The 18,938-nt window shown below is 69.3% G+C and carries 18 protein-coding genes; all 18 read right to left on the reverse strand.

Going from position 1 to position 18,938, the window contains the following annotated elements:
• Window positions 1–87 precede the first annotated feature (87 nt).
• Window positions 88–3,426, reverse strand: a complete 3,339-nt coding sequence (locus QP552_RS20170; protein ID WP_286074519.1) for an ankyrin repeat domain-containing protein — start codon at window positions 3,424–3,426, stop codon at window positions 88–90.
• Window positions 3,419–3,679, reverse strand: a complete 261-nt coding sequence (locus QP552_RS20175) for a YcgL domain-containing protein (protein WP_106549965.1) — start codon at window positions 3,677–3,679, stop codon at window positions 3,419–3,421. Before QP552_RS20175 ends, QP552_RS20170 begins: the two co-directional genes overlap by 8 nt.
• A 160-nt stretch (window positions 3,680–3,839) precedes the next feature.
• Window positions 3,840–4,280 (reverse strand): excinuclease ATPase subunit, encoded by a 441-nt coding sequence (locus tag QP552_RS20180; protein WP_106549966.1) that lies wholly within the window; start codon window positions 4,278–4,280, stop codon window positions 3,840–3,842.
• A 62-nt stretch (window positions 4,281–4,342) separates the two neighbouring features.
• Complete coding sequence (locus tag QP552_RS20185; RefSeq protein ID WP_106549967.1) at window positions 4,343–5,581, reverse strand: beta-ketoacyl-ACP synthase; 1,239 nt, start codon at window positions 5,579–5,581, stop codon at window positions 4,343–4,345.
• The gene (locus QP552_RS20190) at window positions 5,581–6,312 is read right to left on the reverse strand and encodes a 3-ketoacyl-ACP reductase FabG2 (protein WP_106549968.1); all 732 of its coding nucleotides are present in this window, start codon (window positions 6,310–6,312) and stop codon (window positions 5,581–5,583) included. Before QP552_RS20190 ends, QP552_RS20185 begins: the two co-directional genes overlap by 1 nt.
• Window positions 6,309–6,764 (reverse strand): hotdog family protein, encoded by a 456-nt coding sequence (locus QP552_RS20195; protein ID WP_106549969.1) that lies wholly within the window; start codon window positions 6,762–6,764, stop codon window positions 6,309–6,311. Before QP552_RS20195 ends, QP552_RS20190 begins: the two co-directional genes overlap by 4 nt.
• Window positions 6,761–7,945, reverse strand: coding sequence for a beta-ketoacyl-[acyl-carrier-protein] synthase family protein (locus QP552_RS20200; RefSeq protein ID WP_286074520.1), 1,185 nt, complete (start codon window positions 7,943–7,945; stop codon window positions 6,761–6,763). Before QP552_RS20200 ends, QP552_RS20195 begins: the two co-directional genes overlap by 4 nt.
• The gene (locus QP552_RS20205; protein WP_111113151.1) at window positions 7,942–8,499 is read right to left on the reverse strand and encodes a DUF3261 domain-containing protein; all 558 of its coding nucleotides are present in this window, start codon (window positions 8,497–8,499) and stop codon (window positions 7,942–7,944) included. The genes QP552_RS20200 and QP552_RS20205 overlap by 4 nt, the downstream gene beginning before the upstream one ends.
• On the reverse strand, window positions 8,487–9,737 hold the full coding sequence (locus QP552_RS20210; RefSeq protein ID WP_106549972.1) for an NAD(P)/FAD-dependent oxidoreductase: 1,251 nt from the start codon (window positions 9,735–9,737) through the stop codon (window positions 8,487–8,489). Before QP552_RS20210 ends, QP552_RS20205 begins: the two co-directional genes overlap by 13 nt.
• Window positions 9,738–9,790: 53 nt before the next feature.
• Window positions 9,791–12,145 carry an MMPL family transporter gene (locus tag QP552_RS20215; protein WP_286075951.1) on the reverse strand — a complete coding sequence of 785 codons (2,355 nt, stop codon included), beginning with the start codon at window positions 12,143–12,145 and terminating at the stop codon, window positions 9,791–9,793.
• Window positions 12,138–12,761, reverse strand: a complete 624-nt coding sequence (locus QP552_RS20220; RefSeq protein WP_286075952.1) for an outer membrane lipoprotein carrier protein LolA — start codon at window positions 12,759–12,761, stop codon at window positions 12,138–12,140. Before QP552_RS20220 ends, QP552_RS20215 begins: the two co-directional genes overlap by 8 nt.
• Window positions 12,762–12,763: 2 nt before the next feature.
• Window positions 12,764–13,195: an acyl-CoA thioesterase gene (locus QP552_RS20225; protein WP_106549975.1), complete on the reverse strand. Its 432-nt coding sequence runs from the start codon at window positions 13,193–13,195 to the stop codon at window positions 12,764–12,766.
• On the reverse strand, window positions 13,182–14,732 hold the full coding sequence (locus tag QP552_RS20230) for an aromatic amino acid ammonia-lyase (RefSeq protein ID WP_106549976.1): 1,551 nt from the start codon (window positions 14,730–14,732) through the stop codon (window positions 13,182–13,184). The genes QP552_RS20225 and QP552_RS20230 overlap by 14 nt, the downstream gene beginning before the upstream one ends.
• Window positions 14,722–15,663, reverse strand: coding sequence for an acyltransferase (locus QP552_RS20235; protein WP_286074522.1), 942 nt, complete (start codon window positions 15,661–15,663; stop codon window positions 14,722–14,724). Before QP552_RS20235 ends, QP552_RS20230 begins: the two co-directional genes overlap by 11 nt.
• A 1-nt stretch (window position 15,664) precedes the next feature.
• Window positions 15,665–16,435 carry a glycosyltransferase family 2 protein gene (locus QP552_RS20240; protein ID WP_286074523.1) on the reverse strand — a complete coding sequence of 257 codons (771 nt, stop codon included), beginning with the start codon at window positions 16,433–16,435 and terminating at the stop codon, window positions 15,665–15,667.
• A complete protein-coding gene (locus QP552_RS20245) occupies window positions 16,425–18,110 on the reverse strand; it encodes an AMP-binding protein (protein WP_286074524.1) in 1,686 nt (561 codons plus the stop codon). The genes QP552_RS20240 and QP552_RS20245 overlap by 11 nt, the downstream gene beginning before the upstream one ends.
• Complete coding sequence (locus QP552_RS20250) at window positions 18,103–18,654, reverse strand: membrane protein (RefSeq protein WP_049431675.1); 552 nt, start codon at window positions 18,652–18,654, stop codon at window positions 18,103–18,105. The genes QP552_RS20245 and QP552_RS20250 overlap by 8 nt, the downstream gene beginning before the upstream one ends.
• Window positions 18,655–18,676: 22 nt before the next feature.
• The gene (locus tag QP552_RS20255; RefSeq protein ID WP_005411609.1) at window positions 18,677–18,934 is read right to left on the reverse strand and encodes an acyl carrier protein; all 258 of its coding nucleotides are present in this window, start codon (window positions 18,932–18,934) and stop codon (window positions 18,677–18,679) included.
• Window positions 18,935–18,938: the final 4 nt, after the last annotated feature.

Genomic DNA, 18,938 nt, shown 5'->3' on the forward strand with positions numbered 1-18,938 from the left:
CGACAAGGCTTCGAGACGCGCCGACCAACGGCCGGCACCCAATTCCACAGTAGATCCACGCCATGCGTGGATGGCGCAGACCTCGGCTCAGCCGTTGTCGCGCAGGAACCGCGCCATCGATGAAACACCCGGCACGCGCGGTTCGAACTCGCCGGCCACGTCGATGAAGCCGCGCATCACCGCGATCTCGCGCGGGCTGCGGTTGAGGCTGTCGCGCACTTCCGGATCGGCACCAGCGCGCAGCAGGCGCTGCACCAGCAGCGGCAGGCCGTGCAGGGCCGCGAGGTGCAGCGGTCCGAAGCCGCGCGGATCGCGCACCTCAAGGCTCACGTCCTCGTCCAGCAGGCGTTCCACCGCGGCCATCACCACCTGCTCGTCGCAGGCGGTGCCGGGCTCAGCACGGGCGCCCAGCAGCAGCAGCAGCGGCGTGACCGAACCAGCCGCGGCCTGGTCCGGTTCGGCACCGGCCAGCAGCAGGGTGTCGAGCAGGGCGAGCAGGCGCGAACGATCGCGGGCACTGAAGCCGTACAGCGCGGCACAGTGCAGCGGGCCCAGCTGCTGCGCGTCACCGGCGTGCACGTCGGCACCGGCGGTGAGCAGGCGCGCGACGATGTCCGGCAGGCCCAGCGCAGAGGCCAGCATCAACACGGTCACCCCGCCCGGCAGGCGGTGTTCCAGCTTGGCGCCGGCGTCGAGCAGGGCCGAGACGATATCCACCTGGCGCATGCTGACCGCCGCCGACAGCGGCGTGGCACCGCTGGCCGCCGCGTGCTGCGGATCAGCGCCACGCGCCAGCAGCAGGTCGGTCACCGCCAGATGGCCCCCACCGGCGGCGCGCAGCAGCGCGGTGCAGCCCTGTGCATCGACTGCATCAACGGCGAAGCCCAGATCGATCAGGCGGCGCACTGCATCGACGTCACCGGCCATTGCGGCGGCCGGCAGATCGGCCTCGCGCAGGGTGCGGCGCGGCAACGGCCACACCCGCCAGTCCAGCCAGTCGGCCAGATCGCGGCGACCAATCGACAGCGCCACGCCCAGCGGCGTCTGGCCATCGGCGGCGCGGGCTTCCGGCGAGGCACCGTGCTGCACCAGCAGCTTCAGCGCACCTTCGCGGGCCAGCGCGGTGGCCAGATGCAGCGCGGTCATGCCGTGGCTGTCGCGGGCTTCGCGATCGACGCCCGCCTTCAGCAGGGCCTGCTGCAGCCGCAGCCAGCCCAGGCGCACCGCCAGCGAAAGCGGCGGATCACCGGCCGGCGAAGCTGCGAACGGATCGGCGCCACGCTCCAGCAGTTCCAGCGCCAGCTGTTCCAGGCCGCGCGCCGCCTGGTCGTGCTGGGCGCAGGCGGCAAGGAAGCGCGCCAGGCCGCCACGGCCGGCCGGCGACAGGCCACGCTGCAACATCACCTGCAGCGCCGGCACCGCATCGATGCCGCGCGACAGCAGGGCGAACATCGGCGTATCGGAACAGGCGTCGCGCACGTAGGGATCGGCGCCGTGGCCCAGCAGCCAATCAACCGCGCGCGGCTCAAGCGCCAGTTCCGGATCGAGCAGCAGGCCACCCAGTTCTTCCGGCTGGCACAGCTTGGCCAGCGCGGCCATGCCTTCGGTGTTGCCGAAGCCCAGCGCTTCGCGCAGCAGGGTCAGCGGCGGGCGGTCCGGCAGCAGGCCACTGGCACTGGCGGCTTCGCCACGCTCGGCCAGGCCGTCACTGACCGCGGCCGGCAACGGATAGGAGGGATCCAGCAGCGCGACGATCGCCCAGCGGCCGGCTTCGGCTGCGTAGTCCACCGCGCGGCGACCGACCGGATCGGTCGCGTCGGCGGCGATGCCCAGCTCCACCAGGCGCTTGACCAGCAACGGCGAGACATCCTCCGCCATCACCGCCAGCTGCACCGCGTTGCGGCCTTCGCCGTCAACGGCAACCAGGTCCGGCTTGTGCGGCAGCAGGTGTTCGACCACCGCGGCGCGCCCGGCACGGGCGGCTTCCAGCCACGGCGTGCGCCCCAGTGCATCGCGCGCTTCCAGGTTGGCACCGGCGGCCAGCAGCACGCCGATGATCTCCACGTGGCCGGCCAGCGCCGCCTCGTGCAGCGCGCTGCGGCGCTGGCGATCACGCGCGTCGGCGCGCGCCTTGTGCTTGAGCAGCAGCTGCACGCCAGCCGGATCGTCGTCTTCGGTGGCAGCGGCGGCCAGCAGCACCGGGGTGCCCTCGGCCGGTTCGCTGCGTGCACCGCGTTCGAGCAGGAAGCGGGCCAGGCGCCAGTTGCCAACCTGGCAGGCCACCGCCAGCGGCGACCAGCCATCGCGGTTCAGCGCGTCGACTTCGGCGGCGGCATCGCGCAGCAGCGCGGCCACACCCGGGTCGGAACTGCGCGCGGCATGGTGCAGCGGCGTATTGCCATCGCTGTCGGTAGCACGCGAGTCGGCACCGTTGGCGAGCAGGGTCATCACCGCTTCCGGGCGGCCATGCCAGCTGTCACGCGTGGCGGCCAGCAACGGCGTCATGCCGCGGTGCGGCGCATTCACATCGACGCCGCGGGCGATCAGTTCGCGCAGCAGGCGCAGGTCCGGCAACACCGCGGCCAGCACTGCCAGGCTGCGCTGGTCGCGCCAGTTCGGGTCGGGCAGCGCATACGGATCGGCGCCGGCCTGCAGCAGCTGCAGGCCACGGTCGATGCGGCCATGGCGGGCGGCTTCATACAGTGCCGGGGTCAGTTCCTGCGGCGCCATCGCCTCCAGCGGCGCGGTTTCGGCCGCAGCGGAGAACATCGGTTCGTGTTCGTGGCTGGACGTCGCCAATGGGCTGGAGCGCAACGCCACCAGCGGCGCCGGCTTGACCCGCTGCAGCAGCAGATGCAGCAGCGGTGACAGCAGCACCACCGCCAGCGCGGTGGGCCAGCGTGCGCTTTCCGGCAGCAGGCCCGGCCATGCGGGCAGCACCACCAGCGCGGCCAGCGCGATCACCAGCGCGGCCACGCCGAGACCGCGCCAGGCGGTCAGGTCGCGACCGGCCAGCGCCTGCCAATGCTGGGCCAGGCTGCCATCAAGCCGTTCGACATCGTTCCACAACGGCCAGGTGCGCCAGGCCGCGAGCAGGCCGGCACTGACCAGCACGCTCAGGCCCAGCACCGCCGCAAGGCTGCCGCTGTCACGCAGTGCGGCCAACGGCCAGGCCAGCAGCAGCGCCAGCAACACCGGCGCCGCCGACCACAACGCCAGCAGCGCCGGCAGGTCCTGGCGTGCAACCACCTTCAACGGCAGCAGCGCGCGGCTGCGCCGCCACCACGACACGCCCAGCGCGAACGCCGGTTGTGCCGATGCGGCAAGGACGGCACCGGCAACGCCGCCCACGGCAGCGCCCAGCGCCAGCAGGGCACCGGCAGCGAAGGCGATCGACAGGACGCGCGGACGGGAGGCGTCAGTCATAGTGGCGCGGCATCAGGCTGGCCACCGACGGCGGCACCTGCAGGTAGAACCCGCGCTCGCTCATTTCGCTGCGAACCTTGTCCGGGTCGGCCTGGGCCAGGCGGCGCCCAGCATCCAGAGCCACGTCCAGGACGAAAGTGAGCGTCCCCAGCGATTTGAGCAGCGGCGCAGGCAGCGCGCTGAAATCTTCGCGTCGGGGAACGTAGACGTAGGTGTCCGGCTTGAGTTGGCTTTTATAGACGTAGGCGTGCATGTCCGCGGGACGATAACCCGGGAAGAGCCATGATTGTGTCGGAAAGCCGACACCGGGGAAAGCCGTCAGCCGACGAAGGCGGCGTGTTCAACGGCGTTTCCCCGGCGGGGTTCAGCAATGTGGCGGCGGCGTTCAGGCAACGCCACCGCCCTGCGGTCGCTTACTTGACCTTGGCGTAGGTGCCCTTCAGCGCCACGCCGGCGACGAAGGTGCCGGCCCAGCACTCGTAGTTGGTGCTGCTCTTGAACTCGTTCTTCTTGTAGTAGCTGACGATGTCGACCACCGCGTTGGCACCGCGCGACTTGGCGCCATCCTGCAGCGCGCGCAGCGCCGACAGCGCGACCCAGCGGCAGGCTTCGGCGTCGCTCTTGTTGGCGGCGTTGGTCTTCTTGTTGGTCACGTCTTCGCCCAGGCGCTGCTGCACGCCGACCGGCTGGCCGGCCAGGTAGAAGCGCACGCTGCCGTCAATGCCGGCGTCCCTGGCGGCCTGCGAGCTGACCAGCTCCTGCAGGGACTGCTCGACGCGGGTATCGCGGGCGGAAGCGGTGGAGGTCAGGGCCAGCAGTGCGGTGGCCGTGGCGATCATCAGGGTGCGGCGCATCGGAACATCTCCTTGTCGAGGGTGCGGGTGGGTTGCGGAAAAAGGCGGGATGGGACGGCGGATCATTCGCTCCAGCGGCGGAACACCAGCGAGGTGTTGATGCCGCCGAAGGCGAAGTTGTTGCTCATCACGTACTCGGCCTGCAGTTCGCGGCCCTGCCCGGTGATGAAGTCGAGCTGGCCGCAGCGCGGATCGACCTCGGCCAGGTTCAGGGTCGGCGCGAACCAGCCGGCGCGCATCATCTCGATGCTCAGCCAGGCCTCGAACGCACCACAGGCACCGAGCATGTGGCCGACGTAGCTCTTCAACGAGCTGATCGGCACCCGGCTTCCGAACACCTGCGCGGTGGCCTGGGTCTCGGCGATGTCGCCGTGGTCGGTGGCCGTGCCGTGGGCATTGACGTAGTCGATCTGCGCCGGCTCCAGGCCTGCATCTTCCAGCGCCAGGCGCATGGCGGTGGCCATGGTGTCGGCGCTGGGCTGGGTGACGTGCTGGCCATCGCTGTTGGTGCCATACCCGACCACCTCGGCAAGGATGGTGGCGCCGCGTGCCTGCGCGTGCTCCAGGTCTTCCAGGATCAGCGTGCAGGCACCCTCGCCCAGCACCAGGCCATCGCGGCCGGCATCGAACGGGCGCGGCGTGGTCTGCGGCGCGTCGTTGCGCACGCTGGTGGCGAACAGGGTGTCGAACACCGCCGCAGCGGTGGCGTCGAGCTGCTCGGCGCCACCCGCCACCATCACCGTCTGCTTGCCGCTGCGGATAGCTTCATAGGCCGCGCCGACGCCCTGGCTGCCCGAGGTGCAGGCGCTGGAGGTGGTGTAGACACGCCCGGACAGGCCGAAGAACACGCCGATGTTGACCGGCGCGGTGTGGCTCATCATCTTCAGGTAGGTGGTGGCGCTGATGCCATCGGTGGTGAACTCGTTGAGCATGCGCCCGAACTCGCCGGTGGCTTCGTGGCTGCCCGACGAGGAACCGTAGGCCACGCCGGTGCGGCCGCTGCGCAGCACCGGGTGCTCGTGCAGGCCCGCCTCGCGCAGCGCCACTTCGGTGGCGCGCACCGACATGATCGCGACCTTGCCCATCGAGCGGGTGGTCTTGCGGTTGTAGTTCGGCGGCAGCTCGAAGTCCTGCGCCGGCGCGGCCAGCTTGGTGTTCAGCCCGGCATAGACATTCCACTCGGGCATCGCGCGCACCGCGTTGCGGCAGCTGCGCAGGTGCTCCTCGATGGTCGGCCAGTCATGGCCGAGCGGACTGATCGCGGACGCGCCGGTCACCACTACACGACGATCAGCGGCCATCAGAGCATGCCTCCGTTCACCGAGATCACCTGGCGGGTGATGTAGCCGGCCGGCTCGGACAGCAGGAACGCCACCGTGGCCGCCACTTCGTCGGGACGGCCGACACGGCCGGCGGGAATCAGCTTGAGCGCGTGTTCAACCACTTCGTCGTTGAGCATTTCGGTCTCGATCAGGCCCGGGGCCACGCAGTTGACGGTGATCTGGCGGCTGGCCAGTTCCAGCGCCAGGGCCTTGGTGGCGCCGATGATGCCGGCCTTGGCGGCACTGTAGTTGACCTGCCCGCGGTTGCCGGCCAGGCCGGACACCGACGACAGGGTGACGATGCGGCCCGGCTTGCGCCGACGCACCATCGGCATGATCAGCGGATGCAGTACGTTGTAGAAGCCATCCAGGTTGGTGTGGATGACCTGGTCCCAATCGTCGGCCGACAGTGCCGGGAAGGCGCCGTCGCGGGCGATGCCGGCATTGCAGACCACGCCGTAGTACGCGCCGTGCGCTTCGACATCGGCCTCCAGCACGGCGCGTGCATCCTCTCGATCGGCCACATCGAACATCAGCACGCGGGCCTGCTGGCCCAATGCGTGGATCTCGGCCATCACGGCCTGTGCCTCATCCAGGCGGCTGCGGCAATGCACCGCCACGTCGAAGCCATCACGCGCGATGCGCAGCGCGATGGCCCGGCCGATGCCCCGGCTGGCGCCGGTCACCAGCACACTTCGATTCCCTGTCATGCCTGTCCACTCTCCAGATAGGCCATCGCATCGGCCGGTTCGAACACCGACACGTTGGCTGTCGCCCATTCGTCCTCGCCCGCCAGGATGCGGCAGGCGAACATCCCCAATCCATTGTCACCCAACAGCTCGCAGCGCGCCTGTACACGCAGTCGCGAGCCGCTGGGGAAGCTGCTGCGCGTGCTGTTGTAGCGGCGGCTGCCGAGCAGGAAACCGAGCTGCGGCGGCTTGCCGGCCGCGCGTGCGCGGCAGCCCGCCCAGGCCGCGATGGCCTGCGCCATGTATTCGATGCCGACCCACGCCGGCACCTGCCCGTCTTCGACGAAGAGGCCGGCCTCGGGTACCACCAGTTCGGCCTCGATGGCGTCCTGGTCCCAGTGCGTGATGCGCTCCAGCAGGCACATGTCCTGGCGGTGCGGCACCACCTCTTCGATTGCGTACAGCGTGTTCATCGACGCTCCAGCGCCAGCACGGCGTTGCTGCCGCCGAAGGCGAACGAGTTGCTCAGCACCCGCCGCGGCGGCTGTGCCAGGCGGGTGGCGGGCGCGACCAGCGGCAGCGTCGGCAGCGCGGGATCCGCCACGCCATCCCACCAGTGCGGTGGGAGCTGCTGCTGCGGGTTTTCGGCCAGCAGGATCCAGCACAATGCGGCTTCGATCGCGCCCGATGCACCCAGCGTATGGCCGGTCAGCGGCTTGGTCGAACTGGCCGGAACGTCATTGCCCAGCACCTGGGAAACCGCCAGGCTCTCCATTGCATCGTTGTGCCCGGTGGCGGTGCCATGCAGGTTCACGTAGTCCACTTCATCGGCTGCCCAGCCGGCACGCTGCAGCGCCTGCTGCAGGGCATCGATGGCGCCCAGGCCCTGCGGGTCGGGCGCGGACATGTGGTGGGCGTCGGCCGATTCGCCCCACCCGGCCAGGCACACCGGGCCCGGCTCGCGGGTGAGCAGGAACAACGCGGCGCCCTCACCGATGTTGATGCCGGCGCGGTGCTGCGAGAACGGGTTGCAGCGCAGGGCCGACACCGATTCCAGCGCACTGAAGCCGGCCACGGTGAAGCGGCACAGCGAATCGGCGCCGCCGGCAATCACGGCGTCGACGATACCGGCGCGCAGCATGCGCGCGGCCGACATCAGTGCCTTGGCACTGGACGAGCAGGCGGTGGACAGGGTCCACGCCGGGCCTTGGGCGCCGCTGCGCTGGCGCACGAACTGCGCGGCGGTCCCCATTTCCTGCTGGGCGTAATCGAAGCCCTGCGGCCACTGGCCCTGCTCGGCGTGGGTGCGCAGGGCCTGCTCGGATTCACCGATGCCCGAGGTGCTGGTGCCCAGCACCACCGCCACGCGCTCGGCACCGTGGCGGGCGATGGCAGCACTGACCGCCGGTGCGATCTGCGCCAGTGCCACCTCCAGCAGTGCGTTGTTGCGCCCGCGCAGGGCGACCGGCAGGTCCTCCAGCGCCGGCAGCGGCGTGTGCACTTCACCCAGCGCCAGGGTGCGCCCCGGCAGCAGGCGGTCGTTGTCGCTGAGCCCGCCCGGCACATCGGCGAACATCGCCGACGCGACCGAGGCGCGGCCATCGCCAAGCGCGCAGACCATGCCCAGGTCGTTCAGGTAGATCGGTGCACTCATCGGTCCTGCCCGGCCATGTCGATCGATTCGATGCGCAGCGCATAGCCTTCGGCGCGGTTGTCCAGCTGCACGCTGCCATCGTCCAGGCGCTGCAGCTGCAGCCACACCGTGCCATCGCGCGACAGGCTGCGCTGCTGGCCGTCGTCGCTGACCTGCCAGCCGGCTGGCAGCGCCGCGGCGATGGCGGCGGTTGGCCAAAGCGCGAACTGCAGGTCATCCAGCACACGCTCGGCACGCACCTGCGGCGGCAACCACGGCGCACGCTGCTGGGTCAGTTGCTGGCCGTCCCACTGCAGGCGCACGCCGGTCTGGCCCATCGCCTGCACCGCGAGCTGCACCTGCTGTGCATCGGCTTCCAGCAGCGCATCGAGGTCGCGCTCATGGCTGCCGAAACGGAAGTGCAGCTGCTGCTGCAGCGCCAGCGGCGCCGGCAGGCTGGCCGGCGACAGGCGCAGCGGCGGCAGTTCCACCTGTGGCTTGGGCATGCGCCCGGCACAGGCGGCCAGCAGCAGGCACAGCAGCAGGGCCGCAGTACGGAAGATCAGGCGCTGCACAGTTCCTCCAGCACGCGCATGCGGCGACCACTTTCATCGGCCACATACGGGTTGTTGGTGTCCCAGGCGTATCCGGCCAGGATGGAACTGATCATGTTGCGTACTTCCGGCTGCTGCTGCGGGTGGTAGATGATCTTCTGGAAGCCGCCCTGGTACCAGCTTTCCACGAAGCGGCGGAAGGTCTTCACGCCTGCGCGCAGCGGCCTGGAGAACTCCGCCTCCCAGTCCACGGTTTCACCGGCATAGCGGCGCTTGAGGCACTCGCTGGCCAGCTGCGCGGACTTGAAGGCGATGGTGACGCCGGAGGAGAACACCGGATCGAGGAACTCGCCGGCGTTGCCCAGCAGCGCATAGCCCGGGCCCCACAGCGAGCTGACGTTGGCCGAGTAGCCGGTGATGCGGCGCACCGGCAGCACCGCCCATTCGGCATTGGCCAGCAGCCCGGTCAGGTTCGGGTCCTCGCCGACGATGGCCTGCAGCTTCTGCAGGTCGTCGCCTTCGTAGCGCTCGAAGAACGACGGCTCGGCGACCACGCCCAGCGAGCAGCAGCCGTTGGAGAACGGAATCGTCCAGTACCAGACGTCGATGTGCTCGGGGTGGGTGGTGATCAGGATCTTGTTGCGATCGAAGTCCGCTTCGGCCGGAATGTTGTCGCGCACGTGGCAGAAGATCGCGCCGCGCACCGGGAAGTTGGACGGCGACTCCAGCTGCAGCAGGCGCGGCAGCAGGCGCGCGAAGCCGGAGGCATCGAGGATGAAGTCGGCTTCGATGCGGTATTCGCTGCCATCCGGGCGACGCACGTTCACCGCCGGCTGTTCACCGGGTTCGACCGACAGCACTTCATCACCGAAACGCAGCGTGGTTCCCATGCGCTCGGCGCCACGTGCCAGCACGTTGTCGAAGTCGGCGCGCTGCACCTGGTAAGTGGTGCCCCAGCCCGGCGAGAACTTCTTCCGGAAATCGAAGGCGGTACGTGCTTCACCGTGCACGAAGGCCGCGCCGTTCTTGTACTGGAAACCGGCCTCGACCACGTCCTGCAGCAGCCCGGCCGCTTCGATGTACTCCATGCTCTGCGGCAGCAGGCTTTCGCCGATGGAGAAGCGCGGGAACTGCTGGCGCTCCAGCATCAGCACCTGGCGGCCCTGCTGGCGCAGCATCGCCGCGGCGACGGAGCCGGCCGGGCCCGCGCCGATGATCAGGATTTCAGTGCGTTCGACAGCATCCACAGCAGTACTCATCGGGGCGTCCTTGTTGCTCGATCAGAGGGAAAGAAGAAAAGCGGAAGGCGGGCTCAGGCTGGCGGCAGATCGTGCGGCGGCGGCCGGAACAGCGGCGAGATCAGCCAGACCAGGCCGATGCCGAACAGCAGGGTCAGGCCGAACGCGCGCAGCGCCGGGGTCTGCGACAGGCCCAGCAGGCCGAACGACAGCCAGGTGCTGGCCGCACCCACGCACACCGCCAGCCATGCGCTGGCATCGCCACGGTGCTCGATCAGGAAGATGCCGTAGTCGATGCCCATGCCCAGCAGCAACATCAGCGCCAGTACGTTGAACAGCTGCAGCGGCTGGCCGAACAGGCCCAGCAACCCAAGGGTCAGCGCGCCGGCAATCAGGGTCGGGGCAAACACGCGCCAGGCCTGGCGGCGGTAGCGCAGCCACAGCGCGCCGAACACCAGTGCGATGCCGACCAGCAGCAACCCGCCCATCAGCTTGCGGTAGTGGCCCAGCAGCTTGGAGAAATCAGAGGTGCGGTCTACCCAGCGCACGCCGGGCAGGCCTTCGGCGGCACCTTCCAGCGTGGCCAGGGCATCGGCGCGCGACAGGTCATCAACCATCACCACGCTGATCATCTGCCCACCGACCTCACCCACCCACAGGTGGCGGAACGGCTGCGAGGCCGGCGAGGCCAGGAAGGCTTCGGCGGTAAGCGGCGCATCCGCGAACTGCGGTCGCTGCAGCGGTTCGCCCACCGCCTCGGACACGGCCGACAGCACGCCAGGTTCCACCTTCGCGGTCAGCGCGGCATCGGCCTGCTGGCGTGCCGGTGAGGGCAACCAGTCACTGATGGCGCGGTAGCCGCCGATGCGTTTGTCATCGGCCAGTGCACGCAGGCGTTCGGTCAATGCCTCTTCGCGCTGCAGCAGCTGCGCCGCATCGGTACCCTGCACCAGGTAGAACTGCGCCGGGCTGGGCATGCCCAGCAGCTGGCTCAGGCGGATCTGCTGGGCCATCAGCGCCGGCGGCGACGACTGCAGGCTGCGCAGGTCGTCGTTGCTCTGCAGGCGCGCGATGCCCACCGCGGACAGCGCCAGCGCGGCCACCACGAAGATCGCCACCGGGCGGCGGCCGTGCAGGCGCGGGAATCGCTCCAGCGTGTTGCCCAGCCACTGCGAGAAACGGGTCTGGCGGATCTCGCCACCATCCAGCCACGGGAACCAGAAGATCACCGTGAGGAAGGCGGCGGCCAGGCCGACCACCGAGAACAGCGCCATCTGGCGCAGGCCCGGGAACGGGGCCAGGCCCAGCGCCAGATAGGCCAGCGCACTGGTCAGCAGGGCCAACCACAGGCCGGGCAGCAGATGCCGCAGCAGCTTCCAGCGACGGTCGGCCGGTTCGGCCTGGCGCGACGCAAACCAGTGGATGCCGTAGTCCTCGGCCACGCCCACCAGCGACGCGCCGAACACCAGGGTCAGCACGTGCACCTTGCCAAACACCAGCACGGTCACCGCCAGTGCCACGCCGCAGCCGATCAGCAGCGAGGCGGCCACCAGCAGGATCGGGCGCAGCGAACGGAACGCCAGCCACACCAGCAGCAGCACCGCAGCCAGTGAACCCCAACCGATCGTGTTGATTTCCTGGTTGGCCTGCACCGCCGCCGCTTCAGCATGCAGCGGCACACCGGCATGCAGGATCTCCAGCGACGGCGCAGCCGCCTTGGCCGCCTTTCCGGCCCGCTCCAGCAGGCCATCAAGATGGCGCTCGCCATCGAGCTGGAACGCCGAACCCGGCGTATCGAACTGCAACGCCGCCCAATGCTTGCCCTCGGCTTCGAGCAGGCCGTCATCGCCCAGGCGCAGGCCCGACCCCTGCGCCTGCTGCTGCCACCACTGCGGCCACAGCGACAGCGGGTCCTGCCGCCAGTCGGTCAGGCGCGGCGCACCCATCGGGCCATACAGCGCAGCCAGCGCCTGCTCGGCCAGCGCACCGGTTTCAGTACTCTGCAGCTGGTTACGCTGGGCCGGAGTCAGCAGGCGGTCGCGGTACGGCGCGTAGAACGCGCGCGCCTCATCGAACCAGCCTTCGATCGAACCACTGGGCACCAGCAACGCGCTGTCGGCATCGGCAGCCATGGCTGCGGCGAACGCGGCCTGCGCGCGCTTGGCGGCGGCGCCGTCCTGGCTGCCGAGCAGCACCACCACCTGCCGCGAACTGCCATCGGCAATACGCCGGGTGACATCGCTCAACAGGCGGTCATGCGCATCCTGCGGCAGCAACGCGAGGATGTCGGTGTCGATCCGCGATTCCTGGCTCCACAAATGCCACTGCTGTGCGCCCAGCGCCAGCAGCAGCGCAAGCCAGGCAATGCCCAGCCAGTGCCACCAGCGCCGCAACCGGTCCGGTGCGTTCGATGCCACGGCCTCACTCAAAGCGGCGTGCCTCATCGGGGTTCAACGCTGCAGGGGCCTCGCTCAACGCACTGAACTGGATCTGCGTGCGGTCCTTGTTGGCCTCGACGATCTCGACCTGGCGCACGTAGCGGTCACCTTGCAGCGTCAACGATTCGAAGGCCTTGGCCAGCATCGCCGACTTCGGTGTCAGGCGCAGGCGCCAGCCCTGCCCTTCGCGGCTGGCAGCGACGTTGAACTGGCTGGACAGCGCCTGCACGTCGCCGCTCATCAGCGCGAACATGATCGCGTTGACCGAGCGCATTGCCGGCTGCTGCCGCGCGTCGAGCTCGATACGGGTGCTGCCATCGCGCTGGCGGCTGAGGATGCGGTCGGCCGTGACCACCACTTCGGAGGGGAACGGCTTGAGCGTGGTCCAGATCACACCATGCTGGCGCGCGACCACGAACCGGCCCTGCGAGCGCAGCGGGTTCTTGAAGCCGCTGACCTGCTTTTCCTGGCTGAACTGGCCACGCAGTACGTCGGGCCGCGCCACCGCCTGGGTGATCGCATCGACGGCAGGATCGGCCGCCTGTACACGTGGTACGGCCACCAGCAGCAGCGCGCACAGCAGCACGCTCGAAAGACGGGCAAGCATCGTCACGGCGCAGGCACTCCCAGGCGTTCCCACAGCACCGGCGGGCACTGGTACAGCATTTCCTTGCTGGCCGCGTCCACCGCGACCTGGATGGTCATCGCACGGGTCAGCACCTGGCCGCTTTCCGCATCGAGGATTTCGTACTCGATCTTCAGCCGGTTCTCCCATTCCACGATGCGCGCGACCACGCGCAGGGCCTGGTTGAACAGCAGCGGACGCACGTATTTCACTCGTGCATCGACCACCGGCCACAGGTAGCCCGATTCGAGCATCTGCGGGTAGTCGTAGTCGTAGCGGCCGAGCAGCGCGCAGCGCGCGATCTCGAAGTACTTGAAGTAGTTGCCATGCCAGACCACGTTCATCGGATCGCAGTCATGGAAGGCAGGGGTCAGCGTGATTTCGCCGACCCGTTCGAGGGCCTCATTCACCGGCATACAGCTCCCAACGTTGCGCGCGGATCTCCACCAGCAGTTCCCGCAGCTCGCGATCCAGCGCGCGGTCTTCCTCGACCAGGGCGATGCGCTGCCCCAGGTCGGCGTACATGTCGGCCAGACTGCCATGCAGCTGCGCATTCAGGCCAACCCGTTCGCGCAGGGCCAGGCCCTGGCGCGCGGCAATCAGCATCGCCGCCACCACCTGTTCAGTCAGTTCGATCACGCGCAGGCAGTCGCGCGCGGCGATGGTGCCCATGCTGACCTTGTCCTGGTTGTGGCATTCGGTCGAACGCGAGAACACGCTGGCCGGCATGGTCTGCTTCAGCGCTTCGGCGGTCCACGCCGACACGCTGATCTGCAGTGCCTTCAGGCCATGGTTGATGGCCGCGCGCGGGCCGGTGGCCGCCGACAGGTTGGCCGGCAGGCCATGGTTGTAGCGGGCATCGACCACCAGTGCCAGCTGCCGGTCGAGCAGATCAGCAACATTGGCCACGGTGTTCTTCAGGGTGTCCATCGCCAGCGCGATATGGCCGCCGTAGAAGTGGCCACCGTGCAGGATGCGCTCGCCGTCGGCGTCGATGAGCGGATTGTCGTTGGCGCTGTTCAGCTCGGTCTCGATCAGCTGGCGCAGGAACGGCAGGCTGTCCTCCAGCACGCCGATCACGTGCGGCGCGCAGCGCAGCGAGTAGCGGTCCTGCAGGCGTTGTTCATTGCGCGGCGGACGCTCGCTGTGCAGGTCGCTGCGCAGGCGCGCGGCGATGCGGCCCTGGCCCGGGTGCGGCTTGGCCGCGAACAGGGTCTGGTCGAAGTGGTGCGCGTTGCCATCGCTGGCCAGCACGTTGAACGCGGTCAGGCGCGTGGCCATGCGGGCCAGGTAATCGGCGCGCTGCCAGGCCAGGCAGGCCAGGCCGGTCATCACCGCGGTGCCGTTCATGATCGCCAGGCCTTCCTTCGGCCGCAGCTTCAGCGGGGTCATGCCGATCTTCGCCAGCACCGGGCCGGCCGGCTGCACCTGGCCTTCGAACAGCACCTCGCGCTCGCCACACAGCACCGCCGCCACGTACGACAGCGGGGTCAGGTCACCACTGGCACCGACCGAGCCTTCGGCCGGAATCATCGGCAGCACATCGTGCTGCAGCAGCGTGGCCAGGCCTTCCAGCAGCGGCACGCTGACGCCGGACATGCCGCGCACCAGCGACGCGAGGCGCGCCGCCAGCACCGCACGGGTCTCGACCGGGTCCAGGTAACGACCCAGGCCGCAGCCGTGGTAGGTGTACAGATGGTGCGGCAGCTCGGCCACCAGCGCCGGCGGAATGTTCACCGTGCACGAGTCGCCATAGCCGGTGGTCACACCGTAGATCACGCCATCCTCGCGCAGCAGGCGGTCGAGGAAATCGGCGCCGCGCTGGATGTGCGCGCGGAATGCAGGCGCGTCGCTCAGCGCGGCCTCGCACTGGCGCTGGGCCAGGGCCACCACGTCTTCGATGGTCAACGGTGCATCGCCAAAGCGGCACACGGGTACGGCGTCAGTCGTCATGTGGAGCCTGATCCCAGAAGGGGAAGAAATTGAACCAGTCCAGCGGGGACTGGATGACCTGGAGTTCCAGCCAGCGCGCGAAGCGCTGGGCCTGTTCGGCCAGCGCGGCATCGCGTGAGCCACGCGGCAGCACGATGCGTTCGGCGAACTGTTCGAATGCCACGCGATAGCCCTCGCCCTGGTGCAGGCAGGCCATGGTGTAGACCGGGCAACCCAGCGCGGCGGCCAGCACATAGGCGCCGATCGGGAACGGCGCGCGATGGCCGAGGAAATCGGCGGTGACACTGCGGCCGCCCTGCACCGGCGTGCGGTCGCCGACGATGGCGACGAAGCCACCGGCCGCCACGCGCTCGGCCAGCATCATCGCAGTGGCCGGGCCCATTTCGGTCACCTGCACCAGTTCCACCGCCGCCAGCGGGTCCAGCCGCTGCAGCAGGCGGTTGAAGCGCTGCGCATGTGCGGTATGCACCAGCACGGTGATGCGGAAGCCCGGCACCTGCTCGGCCAGCACCTGGCACAGTTCCAGGCAGCCGATGTGTGCGGTCAGGATCAGGCCGCCTTCGCGGCGCGCGATCTTCTGCAGTACCAGGTCGCGATGCAGGTGGATGCGTTCGGCCGGGTAGCGCCCGCCCAGGCCGAGGATCTTGTCCAGCATCGTGTCGGCGAAGGCGAAGAAGTGGCGCAGGCTGTCGCGCCGCGTGGGTGCGCGGCCCAGCACGCCGCTGTGTGCCTGCAGCCGCTGCAGGTACTGCATCGAGGCCTGGCGGCCGACGCGGTTGCCCAACCAGTGGCAGGCCACCACCGGCCACACGCAGAGGCGGAACGGCCAGCGCCCGAACCAGCGGTGCACCCAGCACAGGAACAGCACGCCGGCCACCGACGTGGATTCGCCAATGTCGGCCCAGTGTGGGGCGCCCTGCGCGGCCGCCATCTCAGCACTGCCCCCGCAGGCGGCGCCACAGCAGGCGCGGTGCGCGCCAGAGCATGCCGAAGAACAGGCGGGTGTGCATGCGGCTGATACGTACGTTGTCACGCCACACATCGAAGTGCGACACGCCATCGGCGGGATAGGTCACGCGCGTGGCCAGGTGTTCGACCGGCACCTGCCGCCAGTACAGGCGAACCATCACTTCAGTATCGAAATCCATGCGCCGGCCGATGGTCTCCTCACCGACCAGGCGCAGCACCGGCGGCAGTGGATACACGCGGAAGCCGCACATGGTGTCGCGCAGATGCAGCGACAGCGTGTTGATCCAGACCCAGATGTGGGTGGCGTAGCGGCCGTACAGGCGCGCTTTCGGAACACTGGCGTCGTAGGCCGGAATGCCGCAGATCACCGCACCCGGGTGCGCGCGCGCCGCCTCGATGAAGCGCGGCAGGTCAGCGGTATCGTGCTGGCCGTCGGCATCGATCTGCAGCACGTGGCTGTAGCCACGCGCAGCGGCTTCGGCAAAACCGGCCAGCATCGCCCCACCCTTGCCCTGGTTGATGTCCAGGCGCAGCAGGTCGACGCCGTGGCGCTGCGCCAGCGAGCGCAGCACCGTCGCGCACGCCTCATGCGAGCCATCGTCGACCAGCAGGCACGGCAGGCCGGTAGCCTGCACGCCGTCGACCACCGCCGCGATGGCGTGCTCGTGGTCATAGACGGGAATCACCACCAGTGGCGCGAACGCGGCACCGGCAACGGCCGGGTCAGTCCGCATCGGCGAAAACCACCTTGCCGCTGGCATGCACACCGTGGCTGGAGGTGTAGCGGAAGGCCAGCACATTGCGTGCGGCATCCCAGTCCAGCTGCAGGGTCAACTCGTCCCCCGGGCGGGCCACGTGCTGGAACTTCACCGCATCCATGCGCAGGAATCCGGCCGGCATGCTGAACGCCTGGCGGCCAAAACGCACGGCCCAGTCCAGCTGCGCCACGCCGGGCAGGATCGCCGCCTGCGGGAAATGGCCCTGGAACGGCCGCAGCGCCGGGTCGAGGGTCATGCGCAGGGTGGCGCTTGCAGCGTCGCGGTGCTCCCATGCCGGTACCGGCATCAGCGGCTGGAACAGCGCCGCCAGTGCCGCCTGGGTGACCTTGCCCTGTGCGTTGATCGGCAGCGCCTGCACCAGGCGCCAGCGGCGCGGCCGGGTGACCGCGTCATGTGCCTGTGCCAGGCGCGCGCCAAGGCGCTGGCCCAGCGCGCGGCGCGCGGCGTCGCCACCCTCCAGCAGCGCCGGATCGGCAGGTACCACCACCGCTGCCAGCTGCTCACGCTGTCCTGGCAGGACCAGCACGCGCACGTCGTCCACTTCGGCGTCTTCGCGCAGCGCGCGTTCCAGCGCATCCAGCGAAACGCGGCGCTCTTCGATCTTGACGATGCGGTCGGCACGGCCCAGCAGGCGGAAGCGGCCATCGGCCAAGGCTTCCACGCGGTCCTGGGTGCGCCACCAGTCGAGGGTTTCCAGATGCGCCGAGGCGACGGCCAGGCAGCCATCCTCGATGCGCCACTGCACGCCCGGCAGCGGCTGCCACGGCGGCAGGTCGGTGTCCCAGCGGCGCCAGGCGATACCACCGGTCTCGCTGCTGCCGTAAACCTCGGTCGGTGCCACGCCCAGCCACTGCCGTACCTGGCGTGCAGCTTCTTCCGGCAGTGGGCCACCGGAGGAGAACACCGCGCGCAGGCGACCGTGCAGGCTGGCCCAGTCGAGCTGCTCAGGCAGGCGCTTGAGGTGGGCTGGCGTCGCCACCAGCACCGTGTCGGTACCAGCCAGCGCGCCTACCAGGTCTTCGTGGAAGAACCGGCGCGGATGGATCAGGCGGCCGGCGGCCAGCGGCCACAGCACGCGGAACAGCAGGCCGTAGATGTGCTGGTGGGACACCGTGCCATGCACCTGCACGCCTTCCAGCTGCGCGCCGAACGCAGCCTGCAGCGCATCCACCTCGCGCGCCAGCTGGTCCATGCGCTTGTTGATCGCACTGGGCTGGCCGGTGCTGCCGGAGGTGAACACGCACAGCTCGCAGGCGCGCTCGTCCAGCACCTGCAGTTCGCCGTCCACGCCAACGGCGGGGGCAACCAGCGGTCGGTAGTCGGCGGAAACATCACCGGCGAAACCGCTCACCTGTGGTTGCAGCGCCTGCAGCGTGGCCGGCAGGTTGTCGGCGGCCAGGAACACCCGCTTGCCGGCATGCCAGGCGCCGAACAGCGCCGCAGCGAAGGCCACCGCGTCATCGAAGTACAGGGCCCAGTCGCGGCCATCGGCAGCAGCAAAGGCCGCGCGCCAGGCCAGCACCCGCTGGCGGAAGCGGGCATGATCGATCACCTCGCCATCGCAGAGGCCGATGCTGCGCTGCGGCTGCGGGTCCACCAGCAGCCGGTCCAGGGCAATCCACTCAGCCATGCGCGTGCGCTGCCTTGACCCGACGCCGCACCAGCCACTCACCTGCAAACAACACGCCCATCATCACGTACGCCAACAATCCGTTGTAGAGCATCCAGACCCGGTCCGACGCGTAAAGCGCGGTCAGCAGGGCCAGGCTGCCGTTGAGAACGAAGAAGCCACACCACACCTGGGTGACGCGGCGGGTATAGGCCACCGCGAACGCCGGCAGGTCCGGCTCCTGCAACCGCGCCAGGCGTTCCACCAGCGGCGGGCCGAAGCGCAGGCTGGTGCCGAACACCGCCAGCATCACCACGTTGACCAATGCCGGGTACAGCTTCAGCGGCAGGGCCTGGTTGAGCACGGTGGCCAGCACGGCCAGCAGGCCGGTACCCGCGGCGGCGGCCCACCACAGCGGCTGGCGCGTACTCAGCGCACGCAGCAGGGCCAGGGTGAACAGCAGCAGCGACAGCCAGCGTGGCTCGAAACGGCCCATCGCCAGGTACACCAGCACCGGGTAGGCCAGCGAAATCGCAGCCACCACGAACGTGCGTGCGCGTGCCATGGCGGAGCCGCCGGCGCTGCGGTCAGGCGGCTGCCTGGTCCGGCAGCAGCCCGTGCACGACATCGACGATGTCCTGTACGGTGCGCACGGCCTTGAACGCTTCCGGCTGCAGGTTGCGGCCAAGCAGCGGCTTGAGCTGCACGATCAGGTCGACCGCATCGATGCTGTCGATATCCAGGTCGTCGTACAGGCGTGCCTCGGGGGTGATCCGGGCGGTTTCGATCTCGAAGCTGTCGGTCAGGATGCTGACGATGCGTTCGAACAGTTCATTCTTGGTCATGGCA

The sequence above is a fragment of the Stenotrophomonas sp. 59 genome (assembly GCF_030291095.1).
In the GTDB taxonomy this organism is placed as follows: Bacteria; Pseudomonadota; Gammaproteobacteria; order Xanthomonadales; family Xanthomonadaceae; genus Stenotrophomonas; species Stenotrophomonas maltophilia_Q.

What these genes read in the sequence shown, in the direction of transcription:
- QP552_RS20170 (WP_286074519.1), bottom strand. Translation starts at nt 3,426, where the DNA reads ATGACTGACGCCTCCCGTCCGCGCGTCCTGTCGATCGCCTTCGCTGCC.
- QP552_RS20175 (WP_106549965.1), bottom strand. Translation starts at nt 3,679, where the DNA reads ATGCACGCCTACGTCTATAAAAGCCAACTCAAGCCGGACACCTACGTC.
- QP552_RS20180 (WP_106549966.1), bottom strand. Translation starts at nt 4,280, where the DNA reads ATGCGCCGCACCCTGATGATCGCCACGGCCACCGCACTGCTGGCCCTG.
- QP552_RS20185 (WP_106549967.1), bottom strand. Translation starts at nt 5,581, where the DNA reads ATGGCCGCTGATCGTCGTGTAGTGGTGACCGGCGCGTCCGCGATCAGT.
- QP552_RS20190 (WP_106549968.1), bottom strand. Translation starts at nt 6,312, where the DNA reads ATGACAGGGAATCGAAGTGTGCTGGTGACCGGCGCCAGCCGGGGCATC.
- QP552_RS20195 (WP_106549969.1), bottom strand. Translation starts at nt 6,764, where the DNA reads ATGAACACGCTGTACGCAATCGAAGAGGTGGTGCCGCACCGCCAGGAC.
- QP552_RS20200 (WP_286074520.1), bottom strand. Translation starts at nt 7,945, where the DNA reads ATGAGTGCACCGATCTACCTGAACGACCTGGGCATGGTCTGCGCGCTT.
- QP552_RS20210 (WP_106549972.1), bottom strand. Translation starts at nt 9,737, where the DNA reads ATGAGTACTGCTGTGGATGCTGTCGAACGCACTGAAATCCTGATCATC.
- QP552_RS20220 (WP_286075952.1), bottom strand. Translation starts at nt 12,761, where the DNA reads ATGCTTGCCCGTCTTTCGAGCGTGCTGCTGTGCGCGCTGCTGCTGGTG.
- QP552_RS20225 (WP_106549975.1), bottom strand. Translation starts at nt 13,195, where the DNA reads ATGCCGGTGAATGAGGCCCTCGAACGGGTCGGCGAAATCACGCTGACC.
- QP552_RS20230 (WP_106549976.1), bottom strand. Translation starts at nt 14,732, where the DNA reads ATGACGACTGACGCCGTACCCGTGTGCCGCTTTGGCGATGCACCGTTG.
- QP552_RS20235 (WP_286074522.1), bottom strand. Translation starts at nt 15,663, where the DNA reads ATGGCGGCCGCGCAGGGCGCCCCACACTGGGCCGACATTGGCGAATCC.
- QP552_RS20240 (WP_286074523.1), bottom strand. Translation starts at nt 16,435, where the DNA reads ATGCGGACTGACCCGGCCGTTGCCGGTGCCGCGTTCGCGCCACTGGTG.
- QP552_RS20245 (WP_286074524.1), bottom strand. Translation starts at nt 18,110, where the DNA reads ATGGCTGAGTGGATTGCCCTGGACCGGCTGCTGGTGGACCCGCAGCCG.
- QP552_RS20250 (WP_049431675.1), bottom strand. Translation starts at nt 18,654, where the DNA reads ATGGCACGCGCACGCACGTTCGTGGTGGCTGCGATTTCGCTGGCCTAC.
- QP552_RS20255 (WP_005411609.1), bottom strand. Translation starts at nt 18,934, where the DNA reads ATGACCAAGAATGAACTGTTCGAACGCATCGTCAGCATCCTGACCGAC.